The following is a 20,692-nucleotide window of genomic DNA, read 5'->3' on the forward strand; positions in this document are numbered from 1 at the left end:
TAGCGAATGTGGCGAGGAAGACCAACGTTAAAGAATAGTGAGCGAGTCAGCAAGTTATAATTCCCAACTCAGAATATCTTCGGAACGCACAAATGAGGGGTAATACCCACCGATTAACGATTAACGATTACCGATTACCGATTATCAATTACCAATTACCAGCCGAATATTAATTAACAAATCAACCCGACATGATATCATAACCTTAACCAGATCATTTCTTCCCAGATATGTTCTACTGTTCTAATCCAAGTTGCTCCAATCCTTTCAATCCCGACAATTCTAAATTCTGTCAAAGTTGCGGATCGCAAGGCCTCAACCCTTTATTCAGAAACCGCTACCGCGTGATTCGACTGTTGGGCGAAGGGGGATTTGGCAGAACTTATGAAGCGGTAGATACGGATCGCATGGACGATCCCTGCGTAATCAAGCAGTTTGTACCCCAATTTCAAGGAACCTCAGCACTTGAAAAAGCCGCCGAATTGTTTAAGCAAGAAGCGAAACGACTTTACGAACTCGGTGAACATCCCCAAATTCCTCGATTAATTGCTTATTTTGAACAAGACAAGCGACTTTATTTAGTACAAGAGTTGATTGAGGGGCAAACTTTACTAGCAGAATTAACTCAGCAGGGCGTTTTTAGCGAAGAAAAAATTTGGCAGTTGCTGGCAGATATTTTGCCGATTTTGAAATTTGTGCACGATCGCCATGTCATTCACCGAGACATCAAACTTGAGAATATCATGCGGCGCCGCACCTCTGTTAGTTCCTCCCTGCCAAAGGCGGGAAATTTTCGGAATTCACCTTTCCGAAGGGGTGGGCGAGGAGAGTTGGTTTTGATAGATTTCGGCATTTCCAAACAAGTGACGGGATCCCTGATGAGCAAAGTAGGCACGACGGTAGGAACGCCCGGATATTCGCCTGTAGAACAAATGCGCGGTCAAGTTTTCCCCGGAAGCGATTTGTACAGTTTGGGAATAACTTGCCTGAGACTGCTAACTCAATGTTTGCCAAAAGTTGACGGTGCCGATGACCTTTATGACCCGATCAACGGCGGCTGGATGTGGAGAGAACGGTTGCCTCCCGGCACAAAAATCAGCAGCGAGTTGGCAAATATTTTAGATAAATTAATTCAAGATTATCTCAAAAATAGATATCAATCGGCTGATGAAGTAATCAAAGCTTTAAATCTCTATTCTTTACCTCCCCAACCCCATTGTGTTAATGGAGGACAACTTGCTATAAATTCTTTTCTGACAAAAGAAGCACAACTTGCTATCAATCTCCCGCTCAATCAAAGCGGGCAAATCAATAGCAATATCTCTGTCACTCCCAGGGAAAAATTCAACACAAATCCGCCTCCGAACAAGGCATTGCAGAGAATTGTCGCTGTCAAAAGCACTTTTGACTTTCAGTTTGTGACAGTAGACAAGCGCGGGAAGCAAACTAATGTTAACAGCGGCAAAGCGCGTTTTTTTGAAGAACATCTTGGTAGCAGTACACTGCTGGAAATGGTATCTGTTCCGGGCGGTACTTTCCTCATGGGTTCTCCAAAAGATCGGGGTGACAGCGACGAAAAACCGCAGCACCCAGTAACTTTAGGCTCTTTCTATATTAGCAAATTTCCAGTCACTCAGGCCCAGTGGACAGCAGTGGCGGCGCTGCCGGAAATTAAAATATTTCTCAATCCCAATGCGGCCCGTTTTAAAGGTGCAAATCGACCTGTAGAAAATGTATCTTGGTACGAGGCGGTGGAGTTTTGCGATCGACTTTCTCGCAAAACTGGTAAGAATTATCGCTTACCTAGCGAAGCCCAATGGGAATATGCTTGCCGGGGGAAAACTACGGGGCCGTTTCACTTTGGGGAAACGATTACCAGCGACTTAGCCAATTACAACGGAAATTCTCATTACGCTGACGCGCTGAAGGGAGTTTATCGCTTTCAAACGACAGATGTGGGCAGTTTTAAACCTAATGCTTTCGGATTGTACGATTTCCACGGAAATGTTTGGGAATGGTGCGCGGATTCTTGGCACAATAATTATAACGGTGCGCCTGCGGATGGTAGCGTTTGGGAGTCTGACGGGGACTCTTCGCTGAGGTTGTTGCGCGGCGGTTCTTGGAACGATCATCCTCCGAATTGTCGCAGCGCGTGTCGCCTCAGATATCAGCCGGATTGTAAGGCTAGTATTGTGGGTTTTCGAGTGGTTCTTTCTGTTGTTTAAACTCCAATTGTAGGCATTCCTTCTCCTATCTTGAAATGCCTCTACGGTTTCCCTCTTAATCAAAGATTTATGCAATAAGCCTATTGATATTGTCTCGGCATTGAGAAACCCGGCTTCTTCAAGAAACCGGGTTTGGGAATGGACGATAGCCCAAATTCTTGCCTTAACTAGCCTTCTTCTGAGGAGCCATTATGCGTTCCACACTCATAGCAGCCACGCTTAATGTCACCACAGCCATGCCGAGAATTGCCACAGGCTGCAACTTCTCATTGATAATTAGAAAACCGAAGAGTGCGGTCATCGCCGGCCCCAAAGTGCCAATTACTGACGCTAAGGCTGCCCCCGCGAACCGGATGGCAAAATTATTCAAAAGATAGCTAAACAGCGTCAGCACCCCTAGAACAACGCCTCCCACAATCAAACCAGGCCAAACATTTTGGTCGATTTTAGGAGAAAAATTTTCCGACAGTGGCACCCACAAACTCAGGGAGGAAAATACAAAAATTGCGGCGAAATTAACTAAACTAAAAGGAATTGGGTGCAACTTGCCCGCGGCCATTTGCGTCAGCAATACGTAACCTGCAAAGGTAATCCCAGAACCCAGTGCAGCAGCGACTCCCACTCCAACATTGCCGCCGCCCGGAGCTGGGGCTGCAAAACTCGGCCACCCAGCTAAAATCAGACCTGCGGTAATCCCGACGATCGCGAAAAAGCCGACTTTGCTGGGACGAGAGCCAAACAAGATCCAAGAACCTAGTACGGTGACGATCGGGTAAATAAAGAAAATCGTAATCGCAATCCCCGCTGGAATATTGCCGATCGCCAAATAAATCAAAACCTGAGACAAAAACAGAAAAAATGCGCTTCCTAAAACCTTGCTCCACAAAGCTCGATCGCCAGACTCGAACAACCGCCTAATATCTTTCCATACAGAAGGATACAGAAATGTCGCCAATATCGGCATCAAAGCCATCACCACGATCAGCCGCATCAACAAAATCAACAAAGAATTTCCAAAACCCGGAGTCACCACCCCCGGAAATTCAAACAAGCCAAAAACCACCCGAGGATTTTTGCCTTTAATCAGAATTCTCAAACAAACATTAAATAGCGACAATACCACTGCCGAAGACAAAGCCAGCACCAAACCTGTCTGTACAGAAGGTGCTTTAACAGTTGCAGCAGGCACTGAAGAAGGCTGTGGCACGGGTTCTCGCGGCGTTTCCACAGGTGTTGCCTGCAGAAGTTGCGGGCGGACAGAATTAAGAGAATTAGTTGATTCCTCGACATAGGAATCTTGAGCATCGAAAGGATTCTCAAGATATGCTTCTTCTTCTTCGAGTTCTTCCCTGATGCGGTTTACGAGATTTTGTAACAGCTCTTCCCCTTGCAGTTCCAGGGTTTTCATGTTGTTGAGCCGCACAGAAAGCTCGCTTTCGTAACTGGTTAAATCTTGTTCCAGCATCTGGAAACTGCGATCGATCCTTTCATCCAGTGCCGCCAGCAACTGCGAGGCCCGTTCGTCGTAGTTGCTCGGCGGCAGGGGGATCGGGAACTCGCCGCTGGGAATAGGGCTGCTAAGAGAATTTCCCGAATTAGCACTGAGTTCGTTGAACCGCTGCACCAACAAATCCTGCAAATTGTGAGCCAAAACTTGAGCCAACTGCTTCAGCCACAATTGCTGCTGCTGAATGTATCGCCCAGACAGAGATTCCATTTGCTGAGACTGCAATTTGCGATATTGCTCCCGCAGGTCTTCAATATCTTCAATCAGGTGATTTTTTTCAGTTTGCAGCCGAGTAATGTCTTGATTTAACTGGCCTTTGACATTTTCATGCAAAGCGTCTAGTTCTTGCATTACTGAGTGAAGGACTTCTTCTGCTGATTGTGCATCCTCTGGCTCGCCCTTTGACGAGTATACGTTCCGCTGCGCCATTAGCCTATAACCTCTAATTTAAACTGCACGTTGTGTGTTCTTAAGTATTGTGACAAATCAGGTCGCAAGTTCTAGTGAGTGGCTCTAAAAGATTGCGAACACTGTTTAATCAATAGTAGTCGCTAAGCTAGAAATGTGAGAAAATTGCGAGCGCCCCAAGAACACTTTGTGCAATTAGAAATCATACTACACTTGACCTCTCCACGGATTGCTCCCGGTAATTCTCCCATCTAACTCACCCGATTGCACCCGAATCACCAGCCTAATGACCCCTTCTGCGACTAAATTTGATTGGGGGGTGAGACTCCTAGCCCCTCAACGGATAACTCGATCCTGCAGGCAGAAACCCCCTTTCTTTTGCCCGCGTCTCTCCCGCACTCGCGCACCCAGATTTATGATTTTAAAAGTTCCGATCTTTTGCTCGCGAAAGTTTTAAGAGGCGATCGCACCCTGAAAAAGCCACCCCGCGCCATCAAAAAATTAACACATCCCATCCCCCAAGAGCAACAGATATGGCATCCGAAATTTATGACAATTCCTTTACAAGCGATCGACAAAAACTGAATATTTCCTCAGAAGCCGAAGTCTTTGTCTTCCCCGCCTCATTTGCCCAGCAGCGCTTGTGGTTTCTCGACCAATTCGCACCGGAAAACCCTTTCTATAATGTAGTAACCGCACTGCGCCTAACTGGTTCTCTCAACTTAACAGCATTAGAGCAAACCTTCAACGAAATAGTGCAGCGACACGAAACTTTGCGAACCACTTTTGCCGCGGTATCAGGCCAACCCGTGCAGATAATCTCTCCCGCTTTCAAGACTAATTTAAAAGTATTAGACTTGCAAGATTTGCCCCCAGAACAACGGCAAACAGAAGCAAAGAAACTCTCCGCAGCAGAATCTCTTCGCCCTTTCAATTTATCCACCGGGCCGCTGATGCGAATCACCATCCTGCGGCTGACAGAAACCGAGCATATTCTATTGGTAAATATGCACCACATCGCCTCCGATGATTGGTCGATCGGGGTGCTAATTCGAGAAATAGAAGCTATCTATACAGCTTTGATAAATCAACAGCCATCTCCCCTACCAGAATTATCACTTCAATATGCCGACTTTGCCGAGTGGCAGCGCGAATGGCTGCAAGGTGAAGTATTAGAAAATCAGCTAGCTTATTGGCGGCAGCAATTGCACGGGATTTCTGTGTTAAATTTGCCCACAGATCGCCCTGCACCAGCTAGGCAAAATTATCGGGGAAAAACTCAATATTTAGAACTGCCGAAAAAGCTGAAGGACGCACTTGTAGCGCTCTCGCAGCGAGAAGGAGCGACTTTATTTATGACAGTCCTCGCAGCCTTTCAAACTTTGCTTTACCGCTACTCGCAACAAGAAGATATTGTTGTCGGTTCGCCGATCGCCAATCGCAACCGCAGTGAAATTGAAGCATTAATCGGTTTTTTTGTCAATACTTTAGTGCTGCGAACAGACTGCTCGGGAAACCCGACATTTCGAGATTTTTTGGGTCGGGTGCGGGAAGTAACCTTGGGAGCTTATGCTCACCAAGATGTACCTTTTGAGAAGCTCGTCGAGGAATTGCACCCAGAGCGATCGTTGAATCGCCACCCGCTGTTTCAGGTGGTATTTGGTCTGCAAAATGGGCCGGTGGAGGAGCTAGAATTGCCAGAATTAAAGTTGAGTTCTTTTCATTTGGAAACTCAAACAACCCGCTTTGATTTAGAGCTGCATTTGTGGGAAGCTTCGGATAATTTTAGGAGCAGATACGGCGAACTGTGGAAAGATTCGGAAGGCCTCCGAGGCTTAGCTGTGTACAATACAGATTTATTTGATGAAGTTACGATCGCCCGAATGCTGAGGCATTTTAAAACGCTGCTGGAAAGCATTGTGGCTAATCCACAACAAAGAATCGCTAACTTACCTTTATTGAGCGAGGATGAAGTGAATCAATTATTCAGAGAATGGAACGATACTCGGACAGATTATCCTCAAAATAAGTGCATTCATCAGTTATTTGAGGAGCGAGCCCTGCAGCATCTGGAGGATGTCGCCCTAACTTTCGACAGCCAGCACCTCACTTACAGACAACTCAACAGTCGCAGCAACCAACTGGCGCGCTACCTACAAAAACTGGGCGTGGGGGGGGAGGTTTTAGTGGGGCTTTGTGCAGAGCGATCGATCGACCTAATTGTCGGGATGTTGGCTATACTGAAGGCTGGAGGAGCTTACCTACCGTTAGATCCGAGCTATCCGCGCGATCGGCTAAACTTGATGCTGGAAGATGCTCAAGTTAAAGTCTTGCTAATTCAGGATAAATTGATTGACAATTTCCGAGACTTCTCAAACTCCGTGATTTACTTCGATCGCGACTGGGAAGACATAGCCAAAGAAAGCGCCGAAAATCCCGCCAACACCGTAACAGCAGACAACCTAGCTTACGTTATTTACACATCTGGCTCAACCGGAAAACCCAAGGGAGTTGCTGTCACCCACAAAGCAGTAAATCGCCTGGTACTCGACACCAACTACATAAAAATAGAACCTACCGATAAAATTGCCCAAGCATCAAACGCTTCATTCGATGCAGCCACATTCGAGATTTGGGGAGCCTTGCTTAACGGCGCTCAACTCGTGGGAATTAGCACAAATATTACCCTTTCGCCTCACGATTTAGCCTTAGAACTGCGCCAACAAGGCATCACAGTTTTGTTTTTAACAACTGCCTTATTTCAACAAATTGCTAGAGTTTTACCGCAAGCTTTTAATTCGCTGCGCTGCTTGCTGTTTGGCGGAGAAGCCGTCGATATGAGATGGGTTAAAAAAGTTTTCAAACAAAATCCAACCACTAAATTAATTCACGTTTACGGGCCTACAGAAAATACCACATTTTCGGCTTATTATTGCGTGCAAGACGTACCCGAAACCGCAACATCTATCCCCATCGGCCGCCCGATCGCCAACACGCAAATTTATCTCCTCGATGCGGATTTGCAGCCGGTGGCGATCGGTGTTATGGGTCAATTGTACGTCGGCGGTGACGGATTGGCGAAAGGCTACCTTAACCAGCCTGATTTAACTGCTGCTGCATTCATTCCCAATCCTTTTAGCAATAAATCTGGTTCTAGCCTTTATAAAACAGGTGATTTAGGTCGCTATCGGGTTGACGGCAACATCGAGTTTTTAGGCCGCGTTGACGACCAAGTAAAAATTCGCGGCTACCGCATCGAGTTGGGAGAAATTGAAGCGGCTTTGTGCCAGCATCCACAAGTGGGTGAAGCAGTAGTAATTGTGAGAGAAGACATCCCCGACGATAAACATTTGGTAGCTTATGTTATTCCTGACGGTAGTAATGAAAAATTAGAAATTCCCAATCTTAAGTCAAGTGACTTGCGCCAATTTTTGAAAGAAAAGTTACCAGGATATATGGTTCCTGCAACTTATGCAGTGTTGGAGAATATGCCACTCACGCCTAATGGCAAAGTAGACCGCCGCGCCTTGCCTGAGATAGATACAGACAGCGAGGATATAACAGAAAATTATGTAGCGCCTCGGACTGATCTCGAAAGTGCGATCGGGAAAATTTGGGCTAAAGTTTTGGGGAAACAGCAGGTTAGTATCTACGATAATTTCTTTGAACTAGGCGGGCATTCCCTGCTAGCAACTCAGTTGATTTCTCGCATCCGAGACGCTTTGCAAGTCGAGTTATCAGTCAGCAATTTGTTTGAGGCTCCGACTGTGGCGAGTCTGGCAAAATACATTGAAACAATGCGCTGGGCTGCGAAAGGTTTGGATGCTCCCAGAACCGACGAAAATGAGCGCGAAGATGTGGAATTCTAAGCCCTTACATAATTGCGGGATGATTTTGATTGTTGTGTGGAATTGGCATCTGCCTGTCGGTAGAAATTACCGCAATGGGAACTGATATTCAAGCCTGTTTCACGAGGAGATTTAGACCTGTTACTTGCTAACCTCCTAAAGGCTGATGCTGCCTATATACTTGCAAAATTGCTCGCGGGGCATTATAAATAAGGGAGAAAATGTTCTCCCAACAGCGACTCATCCCGAAAATCAGAAACGATGTCCAACCAAGCGTCTGACCGTCTTAAACAAAATGCTGAAAAAATTATGCGGATGTGGGAGAAGCGGGCGCGTGAGGAAGTCAGCGCATCAACGCATCAAGATTCTCTTGTCTTGCAAGATTCCCTACCTCTCTACTTAAACCAACTGGTAGATGAACTCTCAAACAGAATTGTCAGGCCATCTGCGCGAATTACAGCCGACGAGGTAGAAAGTACGCGGATTGGCAAGCTGCATGGGCATGAACGGGCGGGGTATGCGGACTACTCCATGAGTCACCTCATTTTCGAGTATCACCTCCTCCGTCAAGTAATATTTCAAGTTTTAGAAGAAGAAGCACCTTTGGAAGTGCAGGATCGAGACATTATTATCGGCTCGATTGAGCAAGCCGTTAATGACGCTGCTACTCAATTCTCCGAAACCCTGCGAGATATTCAAGAATTATTTATGGTGACGCTAACTCACGATCTCAGAAATCCCATCAATGTCGTAAAAATGGGAACTCAACTAACTCTGCGGCGGCTGGAACGAGGAGATACCCACACGGATGTGGCCGCAAGGATGCTCAATGCGATCAATCGGCTGGATTCGATGATTCAAAATCTGCTTGATGCGAGTCGGCTGCGGGCAGGGCAGAGCTTAAAGATGGAATTTGAAGAATGCAATTTTGAGATGCTCGTCCAAGAGGTGGTAGAAGATTTGAGCTTTGCGTATGGAGAGCGGTTTGTTATAGTCTCTGAGTCTGAGATCAGGGCTTATTGCAGCCGTAAAGAAATACGGCGGGTGATTGAAAATTTAGCAATTAACGCTGTGAAATATGGTGCGCCTAGTACGCCGATTACACTCACGATCCAGCAAACTGAAACGCAGATCAGCCTTACTATTCATAATGAAGGCAATCCGATCGCCCTAGACGCTCAATCCATCCTATTTCAACAATTTCGTCGAACCATTTCTGCCGAGGAGCAAACCGGCTGGGGATTAGGATTATTTTTAGCAAAAAATATTACTGAGGCGCATCAAGGGACACTTGCGGTTGAAAGTGCAGAGGGCAAGGGGACAAGCTTTATTATCAACTTACCTAAAGTTATTCTTTAGTTCGGGACATTAAGACTAAGAATAAAAATAAGGTATAAAATAATGAATCCACAGTCCACATTTTGAGCTGACCCAGAGAGGAAGCGCTTCAGCAAACGCGATCGCTCTATAGCAATCCTAAATCATTATCAAGACTATGATACAATTATATGCAATACTTGATTGTGACAATAAAACCATGAATAACTTACAACTGCCACAAAAAGATAGGGAAAAAGAAATAGATTGTTTAGAATCTTTCATTAAAAGTGATATCGATGCCAGAGAACTAAAACGAGCAATAGCTGTAAGGATGGCAATTTCAGGTAATATCTACCATAAAATTAGCAAAATTTTGGGTGTAAGTAAGTTTTTTATTGGTTATTGGAAAAAGCAATTTAAAACTAAAGGCATCGCCGGACTCAAACTAGGACATAAAGGGTCAAAAGGGTATTTAACGTCTCTACAAAATACTGAAGTAATCGAGTGGTTAAAGAATAAAGAATATTGGAATTTAGATGAACTGGTTACTTATTTAGAACGAGAATTTGGTGTGATATATAAATCAAAACAGAGTTACTCTGAACTTTTCGATCGGGCGAAAATTAGTTGAAAAAAAACTCAAAAAACCAATCCTAAATTTGATAAAGAACTGGTAAAAAAAAAGACGGAAGAAATTAACGATATTTTATTTAAAAACAACGCTGGTATAGAGTCTGGGGAAATAATAGTATTGTTTTTAGATGAATGTCATCTACTTCATGGTGATCTAACTGGTTATGTTTGGGGTCAATCCAAAATTAGAATTGAAGTCCCAATTACCAATGAAAAAGATAGACAAACTTATTTGGGTGCACTCAATTATCAAAGCAAAGAATTCCATATTCAGAGCCATCCATCTGGTGATGGAAAATCAACAGTTAAACTCATAAAGTACTTACAAAATAAATATAAAAATCGCAAGATTATCTTGATTTGGGATGGAGCTAGTTATCATAAATATGGAGAATTTAGAGACTTTTTATTAGAACTAAATGGTGACAAAGAACCTGATAATTGGTCAATTACTTGTATTTTATTTGCTCCCAATGCTCCCCAACAGAATCCAGTTGAAGATACTTGGTTCCAAGCTAAAAACTTTTTAAGAAAGTATTGGTATTTATGTAGGTCTTTTAAGATTGTCACTTTTTTGGAGAGAGTTTTTTACTAAGGAACATAAATTTGATTTCCCCAAAATACGTCAATATACTTACACAGAGAAAATCATTTAGGATTGCTCTAGATATAGAAAATCATTTAGGGTTGCTATAGTAGAATGTTGCCGTTATCTGTGGAACAAGGCTACTCATGAACTCCAGTTTTACCTAAGTTCTTTACCCGTAGATGCTAAAGCGGAATGGTCGCGCTATTCGCCAACATTGGAGTATTGAAAATCAAGAACACTGGGTTTTAGATGTCACTTTCAATGAAGATCGATGTCGCATTCGGTCGTTGAATAGCCCTCGGAACTTGGCTGTGATCAGACGGATGTCCCTGAATGCTGTCAATCAAGAAACCACTCTCAAGCTTAGCTTGCGACAGAAAAGGAAACGGGCTGCAATAAATGATGAATACATGATGCTTCTTCTCAAATCCTTTTGTCAAGACTGATTGAGATGCTCTTACCCTGCTATTGGCGGCTTTTTGTCAAGTACAATTTATACCAAATTAGATGAGCTTACTCTGGTTTCTTTACTCATTGCGTTTGCCAACCGCTTGCAGAGGTTTTATTAGCTTTGCTGCTCGGGTAAATTTAAAAAGATTCCTTGAACAACCTCACGCGTCAAAACAAAGAAAGAGCCACCTGGGAAGCGATGCGCGGCATCGGCATGTGGCAACTACCAGACTTTTCGACCAGGCTCAACAGCCACCTTGACAGGGCTAGCCATTAGTAGCTAATTTTGTACTCTCACCTCTTTGTCGAGTGGAAAGCCCCATCTCCTTAAGCAGGCGGTTGATGTGACAATCGCTAACTTTAATACCCAGTTCTTTTGCCAGATGCTTTCCTAGCCATTGCGCTGTCCAGCGTTGAAATGAATAGCCATACTCACGAGGACTATGGGTCACGAGTTCTTTCAAGTAAGCGAGATATTGCTCGTTAACTGTCTTGGGGCGCCCCATCGAGTGGTCGTTCCAGTGGTGAGCCTGACCTGTCTGTACTATGAGTATCCAGTACCGCGCCATCTCCGGAGAACACCCCAAGGCTCTACAGATTTGGGCTTGAGAGTGACCATTATCTGCCAGCAGCATGATTTCAATGCGACGACGGTACTCTGGACGTAAATCAGCTTCTAGGCTCTTTAGCAGAAGCTTTTCCTGAAAAGGAGTTAAGTACTGACCCTGCTTTTCCACAACTATTCCTCCTTGTAAAAGTTCAGTAGATGTGTGGAATTAGTTCTCTTATTCCTCCAGAGTCTGACGCAAAAGTCCAGGAATTGTGCAAGAAGATACAAGAGTTAACAATAGTGAAGCGAACGGTCAGAAGTGTTGCTTTTCAGGCGTTGGTGCTATGACAGGGCAGAAGCAGCACCATCTACGACCATAAACCTAGAGACATACCGTAAATGTCAGATTGCATGAGTCGGAGTAGCTCAGCGCCTCACTGGACTTTAATTTGGAAGACCAAAGTCCCTTTATTGTTGGAAATGGAAGATTTGAATAATGAGAACATAACTCCTTTAGTTATGTATAAAAAATAAGCTTCAACCCCTTGAATTATTAGATTCTATCTCACAATATTGAAGTGGCATTAGACAACCTACAACTAATTCCATTCACACTCCATAAGGAGAGGGAAGATGAAAGACAATCAAAATGAACAACTGTTTAGCGAATTAACTCCCGCAGAAGCGGCTGTCGTAGAAGGTGGAGTTCGCGTAGTAATAGATCGCATTCAAGCCGTCAGGGCTGGTGCAGACCTTATCGGCGCTGATGATACCTATATCACAGTCAATGGCATAAAGATATGGGGAGACTACAGCATGACGACAGGGCAAACTCGCTTCGTTAACCGAAGCTACACGGCTTCAGGTTCTTCGGCACAGGTTCGACTTTTCGACGCTGACCCCTGGCCAAATGATGATGACTCAATGGGACAGTTTACCGCAGTCAACACCAGCGGTGCGCTAAGGCGAGCACCAGTGAGTGGAGCTGGGTCTAGCTACGACGTATACTACCGTGGCTATGCCACCTAAAGTAAGGCTAAGAGACAGACTAAGCAACTTTTAGATGTCTTAAGACAGTATTCGGTTCTGGGTCCTTAGACATCTAAGTTAAAAGACTCCACTCGCGATCAAGTCGGGCTTTTTGCCCGACTGTCTTTTCTTACCAGTCATTCCTCCTAAAGATGAGATACCAGATTGTTCTGCAACACAGTGAAGAAGACTGCGGCGCTGCCTGCCTTGCTACTGTTGCCAAACACTACGGACGCACCTTTGCCATCAGTAGGGTTCGGGAAGCAGTCGGCACTGGGTCGCGGGGAACCTCCCTTCTGGGTTTGAGTCGGGGTTCAGAAGCCCTAGGATTCAATGCCCGCCACGTCAAAGCCTCCCCACAACTGCTTGACCAATTGCATAAAGTCTCCCTGCCAGCCATCATTCACTGGAAAGGCTACCACTGGGTTGTTTTGTACGGGCAAAAGGGGAAAAAATATGTAATTGCTGACCCTGGCGTCGGCATCCGCTACCTCACCCGCGAGGAGTTAGTCAAGGGTTGGGACAATGGCGTGATGCTGATGCTGGAGGCAGACGACAGCCGTTTTTATGAACAACCGGAGGATAAGATAGGCGGATTTGGGCGTTATTTGGTGCGCGTTTGGCCCTATCGCGCCATTCTCGTCCAAGCGATTGCAATCAACATTGCCATCGGACTGCTTTCCCTCGCTTCCCCTTTGATGATGCAACTCCTCACCGATGACGTGTTGGTGCGGGGAGATACCCAACTGTTAACCACCGTAGCAATTGGCGTCATCGCCATGAATCTATTTAGTAGTGCGATCGGTTTGGTACAATCTCACCTCATCGGTCACTTCGGTCAGCGTCTGCAATTAGGGCTGATTCTAGAATACGGGCGAAAACTCCTGCACTTGCCCTTATCTTACTTTGAAGGGCGTCGAAGTGGGGAAGTCGTCAGCCGCATTGCTGATGTTAACGCCATCAATCAGCTAGTTTCCCAAATTGTCCTGGGTTTACCCAGCCAATTTTTTATAGCATTGGTTTCCTTAGGCTTGATGCTGTTCTACAGTTGGGAACTGACTCTAGCTTCCTTAGCCGCCTTTGTCATTGTTACAGTCGTCAACCTGTTTTTTCTGCCAGCCTTGCGCCAGAAAACCCGCAACATGATTGTCTTGGGTACAGAAAACCAAGGCTTTCTCGTCGAAACCTTTCGCGGTGTCCAGGTGCTAAAAACCACCCAAGCCACCCCTCAAGCTTGGCAAGAGTATCAGACCAATTTTGGTCGTCTCGCAAGCCTGGGTTGGACTACGATGAAACTGGGGCTTTATAGCAGCACAATCACCAGTATTCTTTCCACTTTCACCAGTATTGCCGTACTCTGGTTAGGCAGCTACCTGGTGATTAATCGCACATTAAGCATCGGTCAGTTGCTGGCATATAGCGGCTTGAGTGGCAACTTTCTCGGCTTCCTGGGTTCAGTAATCGGGTTAATTGATGAGTTTATTACTGCCCAAATTGTGATCCAACGCCTAACAGAAGTCATCGATGCCACGCCGGAAGACGAAAATGACTTTAAAAAGCCAAAAGCAGAAATTAAGGGCGATGCCGATATTATCTGCACCAACCTCAACTTTCACCACGCGGGTAGAGTTGACATCCTGGAAGATTTCTCCCTCACCATCCCCGGCGCTCAAGTAACTGCCTTAATTGGTAAATCTGGCTGTGGCAAAAGTACCCTTGCCAAACTGATTGCTGCTTTATATTCTTCCCAATCTGGTAATATCCGATATGGTTTGTACAACCAGCAAGACCTTTCTTTGGAGTGTCTGCGACAACAAGTGGTGTTAGTCCCGCAAGAACCTCACTTCTGGAGTCGCTCAATTATTGACAACTTCCTCTTCAGCTATCCCCACATCAGTTTTGAACAAATTGTTAAGGCTTGCCAGATTGCGGGTGCAGATGAGTTTATTAGTAAACTGCCCGATAAATATCAAACTGTTTTAGGAGAATTTGGCGCGAATATCTCTGGTGGACAACGACAGAGATTAGCCATAGCCAGAGCCATCGTTACTGACCCGCCGGTACTGATTTTAGATGAATCTACTGGCGCTCTCGACCCCGTAAGTGAAGCCTCCGTGCTAGATAAACTGCTGTACCACCGGCAGGGCAAAATCACAATTATGATTAGCCACCGCCCTAAAGTCATCGGGCGAGCGGATTGGATTGTACTGCTGGAGGAAGGGCGCTTGAAAATCCAAGGCACTCCAGAGGAGCTGCGTCATCTTCCTGGCGAACACTTAGACTTTTTAGACGATATTGCCCCAGCAACGAATGGTTTGGTGGTGAAATCCTCTGGCTCTCACTCCAACGGCAGAGTCCCCGCAATCAGCAATTACAACCATCATGCTTAACAACTCCAACTCAGATTATCTGCCCCCAATTCAAGACAGCGATTTTCTCCCGCCGCTTGGTCGTTGGACTACCGTTGGCGGAGTGGTTATGCTTGCTTTTGTAGGAATAGCGATCGCCCTCACCTCTGTGACCAAATATAAGGTCACCGTCAAAGCCGAGGCAAACATCCGTCCTGCTGGCGAATTGCGGCTCGTTCAGGCTGCCACGGAAGGTCCAGTTATGCGTGTCTCCGTCAAAGAGAATCAAGTTGTCAAAAAAGGAGATGTGATTGCTACTATCGACGACTCTCGCCTTCAAACGAAAAAAAGCCAACTGCAAAGCAACATCCAGCAGACCCAGTTACAACTCGTTCAAATCAATGCCCAGATTAGTGCCCTCAATCTGCAGATTATAGCCGAAACTGACCGCATCACCCGCGTTGTTGCTGCTGCTAAAGCTGAACTCTCGCACCGCAGCCGGGACTATCAAGACAAACAAATTACTACTGTTACTGAAGCCCAAGAAGCCGAGGCGAACGTCCGCATCGCCCAGGAGGAATTACAAAAAGGTTTTGCGGAGTTAAAGTCAGCACAAGCTAACTTAAGCGCGACTCAAGCTGCCTTGGGGGCAGCTAGGTCAAAGCACAACCGATATCAGAGTGTGGCCAAAGAAGGAGCGCTTTCTAAAAATCAATTGGAGGAAGCACAACTAGCTGCTGACCAGCAATCGTCAGCGGTTGAGGCGCAAAAAGCGGTAATTGAGGGACAAAAAGAAACAATTGAACGGTTGCAACAAGCTGTCGTGGGAGCTTTTGCTAGACGGCGAGGCGCAATGGCTGCGCTCAATCCGAGTAATGCAGAAGTTGCGATCGCTTCTGAGCGCATTGGACAAGAAAAAGCTGCGGGTGTTGCCGCCGTCGCTACATTAGACAAAGAACGCAAAGCTCTCATCCAGCAACGGATTGGAATTGAGCAAACAGTTAAGCGCGATACCCGGGAACTCAAACAAGTGGAAATCGACCTCAGCCAGACTGCCATTACTGCCACAGCAGACGGTATCATCTCTAAGCTAAACCTGCGAAACTCCGGTCAAACTGTGCGCCCTGGAGAGGAAATGGCCCAAATTGTCCCTAGTGATGCCCCATTGGTAATCAAAGCAGCGGTGGCATCTGAGAATAAAAGCAAGTTGAAAGTCGGACAAAACGTACTTTTGCGAGTTTCTGCCTGTCCTTATCCAGATTACGGTACTCTTAAAGGTAAGGTCAAAGCGATTTCCCCAGATACGTTTTCCCCTCAAAAGAATAGTACTGATGCGCTTACCTCTACAACAGCTACTCCGCAGAAAGTGGTTGCAGGAGGTTCCTTCTATGAGGTAACAATTAAGCCAGAAAGCCTTGCTTTACATCAGGGAAAAAAACAGTGTTCCATCCAATTGGGGATGGAGGGTAGAGTCGATATTATTTCCAGAGAAGAGACTGTACTCCAATTCTTTCTTCGGAAAGCAAGGCTAATCGCAGATTTGTAAGGTTACTCACCTGACGGGTGACAACCAGGGTAAACGCATCTAATTTCTAAATTCCCATATATAGCGTTTGAGTAGAAACAAAATCGCTACAGGTGGAAAAAAAGTTCTCAATAAACAACAATAAAGCAGAGTTATTGTTGTGCTAAAATCCCTTCTTATTGACAAGATGCGTTTACCCTGGGGTGACAACCCCGTCAAAACATTGATAAAATCAAGAACATAGCTCTCATACCCCTCTGAAAAAATGGTAGTTTATTACGCCTAATTCTCATTAATTCACTAATAATATCTTGACAGAATTCTATTTCAACCACCCAACATTGACCATATAATCTAATCCAAAAACTACTAGGGCGACGTATCGAGCGCCCGAACTCATACCATTTTTTTAAAGACGTGATAGAGATAAAGAATGTAAAATCCACGACCATCCGGTAAGAAAACCAATGACACGATCGGTGAAAGATGCCAAAATTTCCTGGACTTTTATGCGGAGTTCGTCAAGATTACTAAACACCGACTTTCGCTAAAAAATCTTTCAGATATTCCCACACTCTTTCTGTCGGATTTACTTCGGGACAAGCCGGAGGCTGAAATAGTAAAATAACATTGTCTGGTAATTCAGATGAGTCCAACTTATGAGCTGGTGCGTTATCAACTTGAATGATGTGTAATTGCTCAGGATATTGTATTGACAAAAGTTGTAAATATGCTCCAAAACAAACTTTGTCTAAATGGGAAAACTCCCAAAAAAAACTTTTTCCAGTAGGGATAGATACTGCCCCATACAGCCAAAAACACTCAAATTTCCATTGATGCTTCCCGATGGGCTTTACGCCTGAAAGCGTCAGCTTGCGCCGACGAATTGTATGCAGCCCTATCCGCGTTTCATCACGCTCACCAATAAGTGACGTTTTTATATTTGTTTACTTGAGGTAAAGCTTTCTCTAGTAAAGCTTTTATCTGTTGATGCAAGTTATTTTTAAATTCATTAATTGCCGTAGATTTCTGAGAAATACTGCGAGGTCTTGGAATTTTTAATTTACTTTTTAATTATTCTCTGAATAAGAAATATACAGCCGAGTAACTACTGGCTATTCCTTTAATCAACCAGAGCCAAAGATGAACTTCTTTATAACTCTTAAATCCTTCGGGATCTCTCAACTCTTGTTGCAAGGTCGCTGCTATTTCAACGGAGAACTTTTTTGGGCGACCAAAAACCTGCCGATTTTTTAACAAATTTTCCAGACCGCCCTCTTTATATTGAGAAAGCCAACGATGAATTGTTGCCTCACTTTTACCTAAAACTGCCGATATTTCGCGCACAGTTTCTACTTGTTTTGACTGAAATAAGTAAAGCATTTGAACTTTGTTATAAGCTAGGATTCTTTTTTGATTTTTGAGGATTTCTCGTAAATCTTCTACTGATTCGGTAATCTTTATATGCGGACGACCAGACATTGTAATTCTCTCCTTTCCTTTTTACAAAAGTCTATCACATCTTTAAAAAAATGGTATAAATATCAACGCTAGATTCAACGAGTCGGTGACTGCGAAAGTCAACGTAATTTACGACGGATTTTAGATGGAGAAGGACTGCCAATCACATTCGACGGCAATTTTTTGGTTAGAAAAAGTTTGCTTATTTCAAAGTAAAGCGATGCTTTAATTTATTTAATTCGCTTCAACCTAGTCACATAATTTAAACTCGATCCTCTTCATTATTAAGTTACCCAAAATTCGGCAAAAGTAGAAGAGGCTTGCAGCCTCTCTCTAAGATGTCAAATGGGTTCTATAGAGTTGGAGTATCTATGAGGTTGCTAGTTAGAAAATTCAAACCCATCAGCTAATTTAGTTAGGCAATCCAATAGTTACACAGCATTTCATTATTGGTATAACATAAGTGGCAGAGAGATATATATGCTTTAGGGCAAAACAACATGACATTTATACGAGCGTGGCGATTCATAACACTGATGCTGGCTTCATTTAGTCTGAGTTTGTCTATGACACATTTGCTAGACTTGCCGCAAAGAATGCAGTTTGACCAGCAACTTTGGGTGAGAGTAACGGTCTTTGAAAATGTTTATAAGTTGTTTGGCTCAGTCGGCGCAGTTTTTGAAGTTACAGCGATTTTGACAGCAATCGTGCTGGCATTTCTTGTTCGCAAACATGGTTCAAGTTTTTACTGGACGTTGGGCGGAGCAATTCTTTTGGTGCTGGGGTTTGTGAGTTGGATCATGTTTGTTGCGCCAATGAATGCTGAATTCGCCCAATGGTTGACGAATCCCGTTCCAGCAGATTGGACGCGGTATCGTGACCAATGGGAGTATGCACACGCAGTCAACGCCTTGATTAAAATCATTGGGCTAAGTTTGCTCGTGATTTCTGTGCTTGTTGAAACGCCGAAAAAGAGAGCGATCGATTCGGATCGTGAGTGAGGCTCGTTTATTAGATGGATGAGCTGCTAAAGGGTGGGGCTGCCTATGCGCTGGTAAGGTTGCTTGCAGGACATTAAAAATAAAGTAGAAAATGATGAATCTACATCTTTGATTAAATGTTCTTTACTTCTTTCTATTCTCGGGTTATTCAAATTGGCAAAATGTTCTAAAAAACTGGTATTAAAAAAACATCGAAGGCAATGAATCAGTTTGCTTTTGTTGAAAATTTACAGCTTTACTAAAACCTCTTGCCCTTGATAAAACCCATAAACTACAACGAAGTACATTGAATTTTAGTCGGATTTAACTGTAGCATATTTTGGGTTCCAGTTAAGATGCGTTTACCCTGCCGTTGAATCAACGATTAAACGAATTGGAAGCTTGGGTGAAACTATCGGGGCGAGCGTGGAATATCGAGAGTGTTTCCTCTATCTTTTCTCTTCGCTGTGCTTATCTTAATGGTCAACTTTCAGCTTGATGTATCTGCATTCATTGAGATGCACCTGGGCGTCCCGCCCGAAGGCGTGTATTTTCACAGAAGGCGGGACACCCCACAAGAATCATCATCAAATTGTGCAACGCCGAATTTTAAGGTATCCCCAGCCACAACCTACAGGATTTTAACTCACATTTTTAGTCACGAAATTTCAGTGCAGAATGCTCTGACAGCTTCGGCAAACTGCTGGTTGTGCTCGATTAATGCCATGTGTCCTCCTCGTTTTATAGTAACTAGCTCTGCTTGAGGTAATTCTGCTTTCATTCGCAGGCTAGCTGGGGGGGTAGTGGCGATATCTGAATCGCCGCAGATCACCAACACAGGAATGTCAATTGATCGCAAAGTTTTTGTTTCGTCAAATTTGAGCATTCCCAGTGTGCCGCGAGCGAGAACGCCGGGAGAGCCCAAGGCTGATAAGAAAGCTGAGAAATCTAATTGACCCCGCGTTTCAGTGCCTTTAAATCCCGATACTTCTACACTGATGTAAAGTGAACCATTGAGATAGCTCAGCCAAGTCATTCCCCACATAATGGGTTCAAGAGCTATGGTGAGGTAGAGCAGAGGTTGAAGCAGCGGCTTCTGCAAAGCGCGTAATAAGCCGCTAAAAATAGCGGTTTTGACGGGATTAGTATAAGTGGTATCTACCAGAATTAAACCAGCTACTCGACTACCGAGAAGTTCTGGGAAAAGCCGACTGAATGTTAGAGAAATCATGCCGCCCATGCTGTGTCCGAGTAGGATAACAGGTTTAGTTCCTGCTATGGCAATGACGGCTTCGAGATCGCGGGCAAATTTTTCTAGGGAGTAGTCGCTGTTTTTTGGTCGAGTGGATTTTCCTAGACCTGGAAGATCCCAAACAATCACTCGGTAGCGATCGCTTAGTTGCCGTTTCGCGTAATACCAAACCATACTATTCGGCCCCCAACCGTGTGAGAGGATAATCGGCTGTCCGTCCTCTGGGCCGTAGAATTCTACTTGTAAAATAGTGCCATCAGGCCTCTCTACTCGCTGAACCGTACCCGTCCGCGTCGGCTTGGGTTCATCAGCACCGGGGCGGCGGAACAGTGGCAAACTGATCAAGCGCCCACCAACAGACCAAAGAAGCATCAATACTCCGCTGACTAAGTAGGAAATCCCTACAAGTGCGCCGATGTACCATTCGTAAATAATGTATATACCTCCGCCAAGTACCCCGATGGACAGCAGTCCCACCAGCCATAGGAACAGGAAATTGAAAGGCATGAACGGCATAAGCTGAAACCTTGGGTAGGATTTTGGTTGCGGATTCACACAGAATCATAC

13 protein-coding genes and 2 pseudogenes are annotated in these 20,692 nt (G+C 44.8%); 11 read left to right on the plus strand and 4 right to left on the minus strand.

The genetic code is table 11. The features are described from left to right. Positions 1-230 precede the first annotated feature (230 nt). Complete coding sequence (locus QUA34_RS16375; protein ID WP_333388256.1) at positions 231-2,225, plus strand: bifunctional serine/threonine-protein kinase/formylglycine-generating enzyme family protein; 1,995 nt, start codon at positions 231-233, stop codon at positions 2,223-2,225. A gap of 163 nt (positions 2,226-2,388) precedes the next feature. Here the strand turns inward: QUA34_RS16375 and QUA34_RS16380 are convergent, their stop codons facing one another. Next, complete coding sequence (locus QUA34_RS16380; RefSeq protein WP_333388257.1) at positions 2,389-4,161, minus strand: EamA family transporter; 1,773 nt, start codon at positions 4,159-4,161, stop codon at positions 2,389-2,391. 512 nt (positions 4,162-4,673) lie between these two features. Here QUA34_RS16380 and QUA34_RS16385 point away from each other — a divergent pair. The 5 genes from QUA34_RS16385 (at position 4,674) to QUA34_RS16405 (ending at position 10,976) form a co-directional block, all read left to right on the plus strand. Then, the gene (locus QUA34_RS16385; RefSeq protein ID WP_333388260.1) at positions 4,674-8,009 is read left to right on the plus strand and encodes an amino acid adenylation domain-containing protein; all 3,336 of its coding nucleotides are present in this window, start codon (positions 4,674-4,676) and stop codon (positions 8,007-8,009) included. A gap of 240 nt (positions 8,010-8,249) precedes the next feature. Next, positions 8,250-9,347: a HAMP domain-containing sensor histidine kinase gene (locus tag QUA34_RS16390; RefSeq protein ID WP_333388263.1), complete on the plus strand. Its 1,098-nt coding sequence runs from the start codon at positions 8,250-8,252 to the stop codon at positions 9,345-9,347. Positions 9,348-9,525: 178 nt separating this feature from the next. Continuing rightward, positions 9,526-9,939 (plus strand): winged helix-turn-helix domain-containing protein, encoded by a 414-nt coding sequence (locus tag QUA34_RS16395; RefSeq protein WP_333324223.1) that lies wholly within the window; start codon positions 9,526-9,528, stop codon positions 9,937-9,939. Positions 9,940-10,059: 120 nt separating this feature from the next. Next, positions 10,060-10,536, plus strand: coding sequence for a transposase (locus QUA34_RS16400; RefSeq protein ID WP_333324221.1), 477 nt, complete (start codon positions 10,060-10,062; stop codon positions 10,534-10,536). Between the two features lie 173 nt (positions 10,537-10,709). After that, positions 10,710-10,976 carry an ISAs1 family transposase gene (locus QUA34_RS16405; RefSeq protein WP_445242825.1) on the plus strand — a complete coding sequence of 89 codons (267 nt, stop codon included), beginning with the start codon at positions 10,710-10,712 and terminating at the stop codon, positions 10,974-10,976. A 270-nt stretch (positions 10,977-11,246) separates the two neighbouring features. Here the strand turns inward: QUA34_RS16405 and QUA34_RS16410 are convergent, their stop codons facing one another. Next, a complete protein-coding gene (locus tag QUA34_RS16410; RefSeq protein WP_333324219.1) occupies positions 11,247-11,717 on the minus strand; it encodes a helix-turn-helix domain-containing protein in 471 nt (156 codons plus the stop codon). Between the two features lie 446 nt (positions 11,718-12,163). Here QUA34_RS16410 and QUA34_RS16415 point away from each other — a divergent pair, with 446 nt between their 5' ends. The 3 genes from QUA34_RS16415 to QUA34_RS16425 all read left to right on the plus strand — a co-directional run bounded on the left by QUA34_RS16415 (position 12,164) and on the right by QUA34_RS16425 (position 16,453). After that, positions 12,164-12,559 carry a hypothetical protein gene (locus tag QUA34_RS16415; RefSeq protein WP_333388266.1) on the plus strand — a complete coding sequence of 132 codons (396 nt, stop codon included), beginning with the start codon at positions 12,164-12,166 and terminating at the stop codon, positions 12,557-12,559. A 152-nt stretch (positions 12,560-12,711) separates the two neighbouring features. Continuing rightward, positions 12,712-14,949: a peptidase domain-containing ABC transporter gene (locus QUA34_RS16420; protein WP_333388268.1), complete on the plus strand. Its 2,238-nt coding sequence runs from the start codon at positions 12,712-12,714 to the stop codon at positions 14,947-14,949. Beyond that, complete coding sequence (locus QUA34_RS16425; protein WP_333324213.1) at positions 14,942-16,453, plus strand: HlyD family efflux transporter periplasmic adaptor subunit; 1,512 nt, start codon at positions 14,942-14,944, stop codon at positions 16,451-16,453. Before QUA34_RS16420 ends, QUA34_RS16425 begins: the two co-directional genes overlap by 8 nt. 388 nt (positions 16,454-16,841) lie before the next feature. Here QUA34_RS16425 and QUA34_RS16430 read toward each other — a convergent pair. Beyond that, positions 16,842-17,914, minus strand: a pseudogene (locus QUA34_RS16430) (IS630 family transposase). A 575-nt stretch (positions 17,915-18,489) separates the two neighbouring features. Here QUA34_RS16430 and QUA34_RS16435 point away from each other — a divergent pair. Both QUA34_RS16435 and QUA34_RS16440 read left to right on the plus strand, forming a co-directional pair. Then, positions 18,490-18,894 carry a hypothetical protein gene (locus QUA34_RS16435; protein ID WP_333388270.1) on the plus strand — a complete coding sequence of 135 codons (405 nt, stop codon included), beginning with the start codon at positions 18,490-18,492 and terminating at the stop codon, positions 18,892-18,894. Positions 18,895-19,245: 351 nt separating this feature from the next. After that, positions 19,246-19,372 (plus strand): annotated as a pseudogene (locus QUA34_RS16440) (ISKra4-like element ISMiva1 family transposase); the annotation flags it as partial. Positions 19,373-19,531: 159 nt separating this feature from the next. Here QUA34_RS16440 and QUA34_RS16445 read toward each other — a convergent pair. Then, on the minus strand, positions 19,532-20,641 hold the full coding sequence (locus QUA34_RS16445; protein ID WP_333388273.1) for an alpha/beta hydrolase: 1,110 nt from the start codon (positions 20,639-20,641) through the stop codon (positions 19,532-19,534). Positions 20,642-20,692 lie beyond the last annotated feature (51 nt).

Source organism: Microcoleus sp. POL10_C6, from assembly GCF_036701585.1.
Taxonomy (GTDB): Bacteria; Cyanobacteriota; Cyanobacteriia; order Cyanobacteriales; family Microcoleaceae; genus Microcoleus.

Excerpts from the sequence above, each read along its gene's own strand:
- QUA34_RS16375 (WP_333388256.1), top strand. The coding sequence starts at position 231 with ATGTTCTACTGTTCTAATCCAAGTTGCTCCAATCCTTTCAATCCCGAC.
- QUA34_RS16380 (WP_333388257.1), bottom strand. The coding sequence starts at position 4,161 with ATGGCGCAGCGGAACGTATACTCGTCAAAGGGCGAGCCAGAGGATGCA.
- QUA34_RS16385 (WP_333388260.1), top strand. The coding sequence starts at position 4,674 with ATGGCATCCGAAATTTATGACAATTCCTTTACAAGCGATCGACAAAAA.
- QUA34_RS16390 (WP_333388263.1), top strand. The coding sequence starts at position 8,250 with ATGTCCAACCAAGCGTCTGACCGTCTTAAACAAAATGCTGAAAAAATT.
- QUA34_RS16395 (WP_333324223.1), top strand. The coding sequence starts at position 9,526 with ATGAATAACTTACAACTGCCACAAAAAGATAGGGAAAAAGAAATAGAT.
- QUA34_RS16405 (WP_445242825.1), top strand. The coding sequence starts at position 10,710 with ATGCTAAAGCGGAATGGTCGCGCTATTCGCCAACATTGGAGTATTGAA.
- QUA34_RS16415 (WP_333388266.1), top strand. The coding sequence starts at position 12,164 with ATGAAAGACAATCAAAATGAACAACTGTTTAGCGAATTAACTCCCGCA.
- QUA34_RS16420 (WP_333388268.1), top strand. The coding sequence starts at position 12,712 with ATGAGATACCAGATTGTTCTGCAACACAGTGAAGAAGACTGCGGCGCT.
- QUA34_RS16425 (WP_333324213.1), top strand. The coding sequence starts at position 14,942 with ATGCTTAACAACTCCAACTCAGATTATCTGCCCCCAATTCAAGACAGC.
- QUA34_RS16435 (WP_333388270.1), top strand. The coding sequence starts at position 18,490 with ATGCAGTTTGACCAGCAACTTTGGGTGAGAGTAACGGTCTTTGAAAAT.
- QUA34_RS16445 (WP_333388273.1), bottom strand. The coding sequence starts at position 20,641 with ATGCCGTTCATGCCTTTCAATTTCCTGTTCCTATGGCTGGTGGGACTG.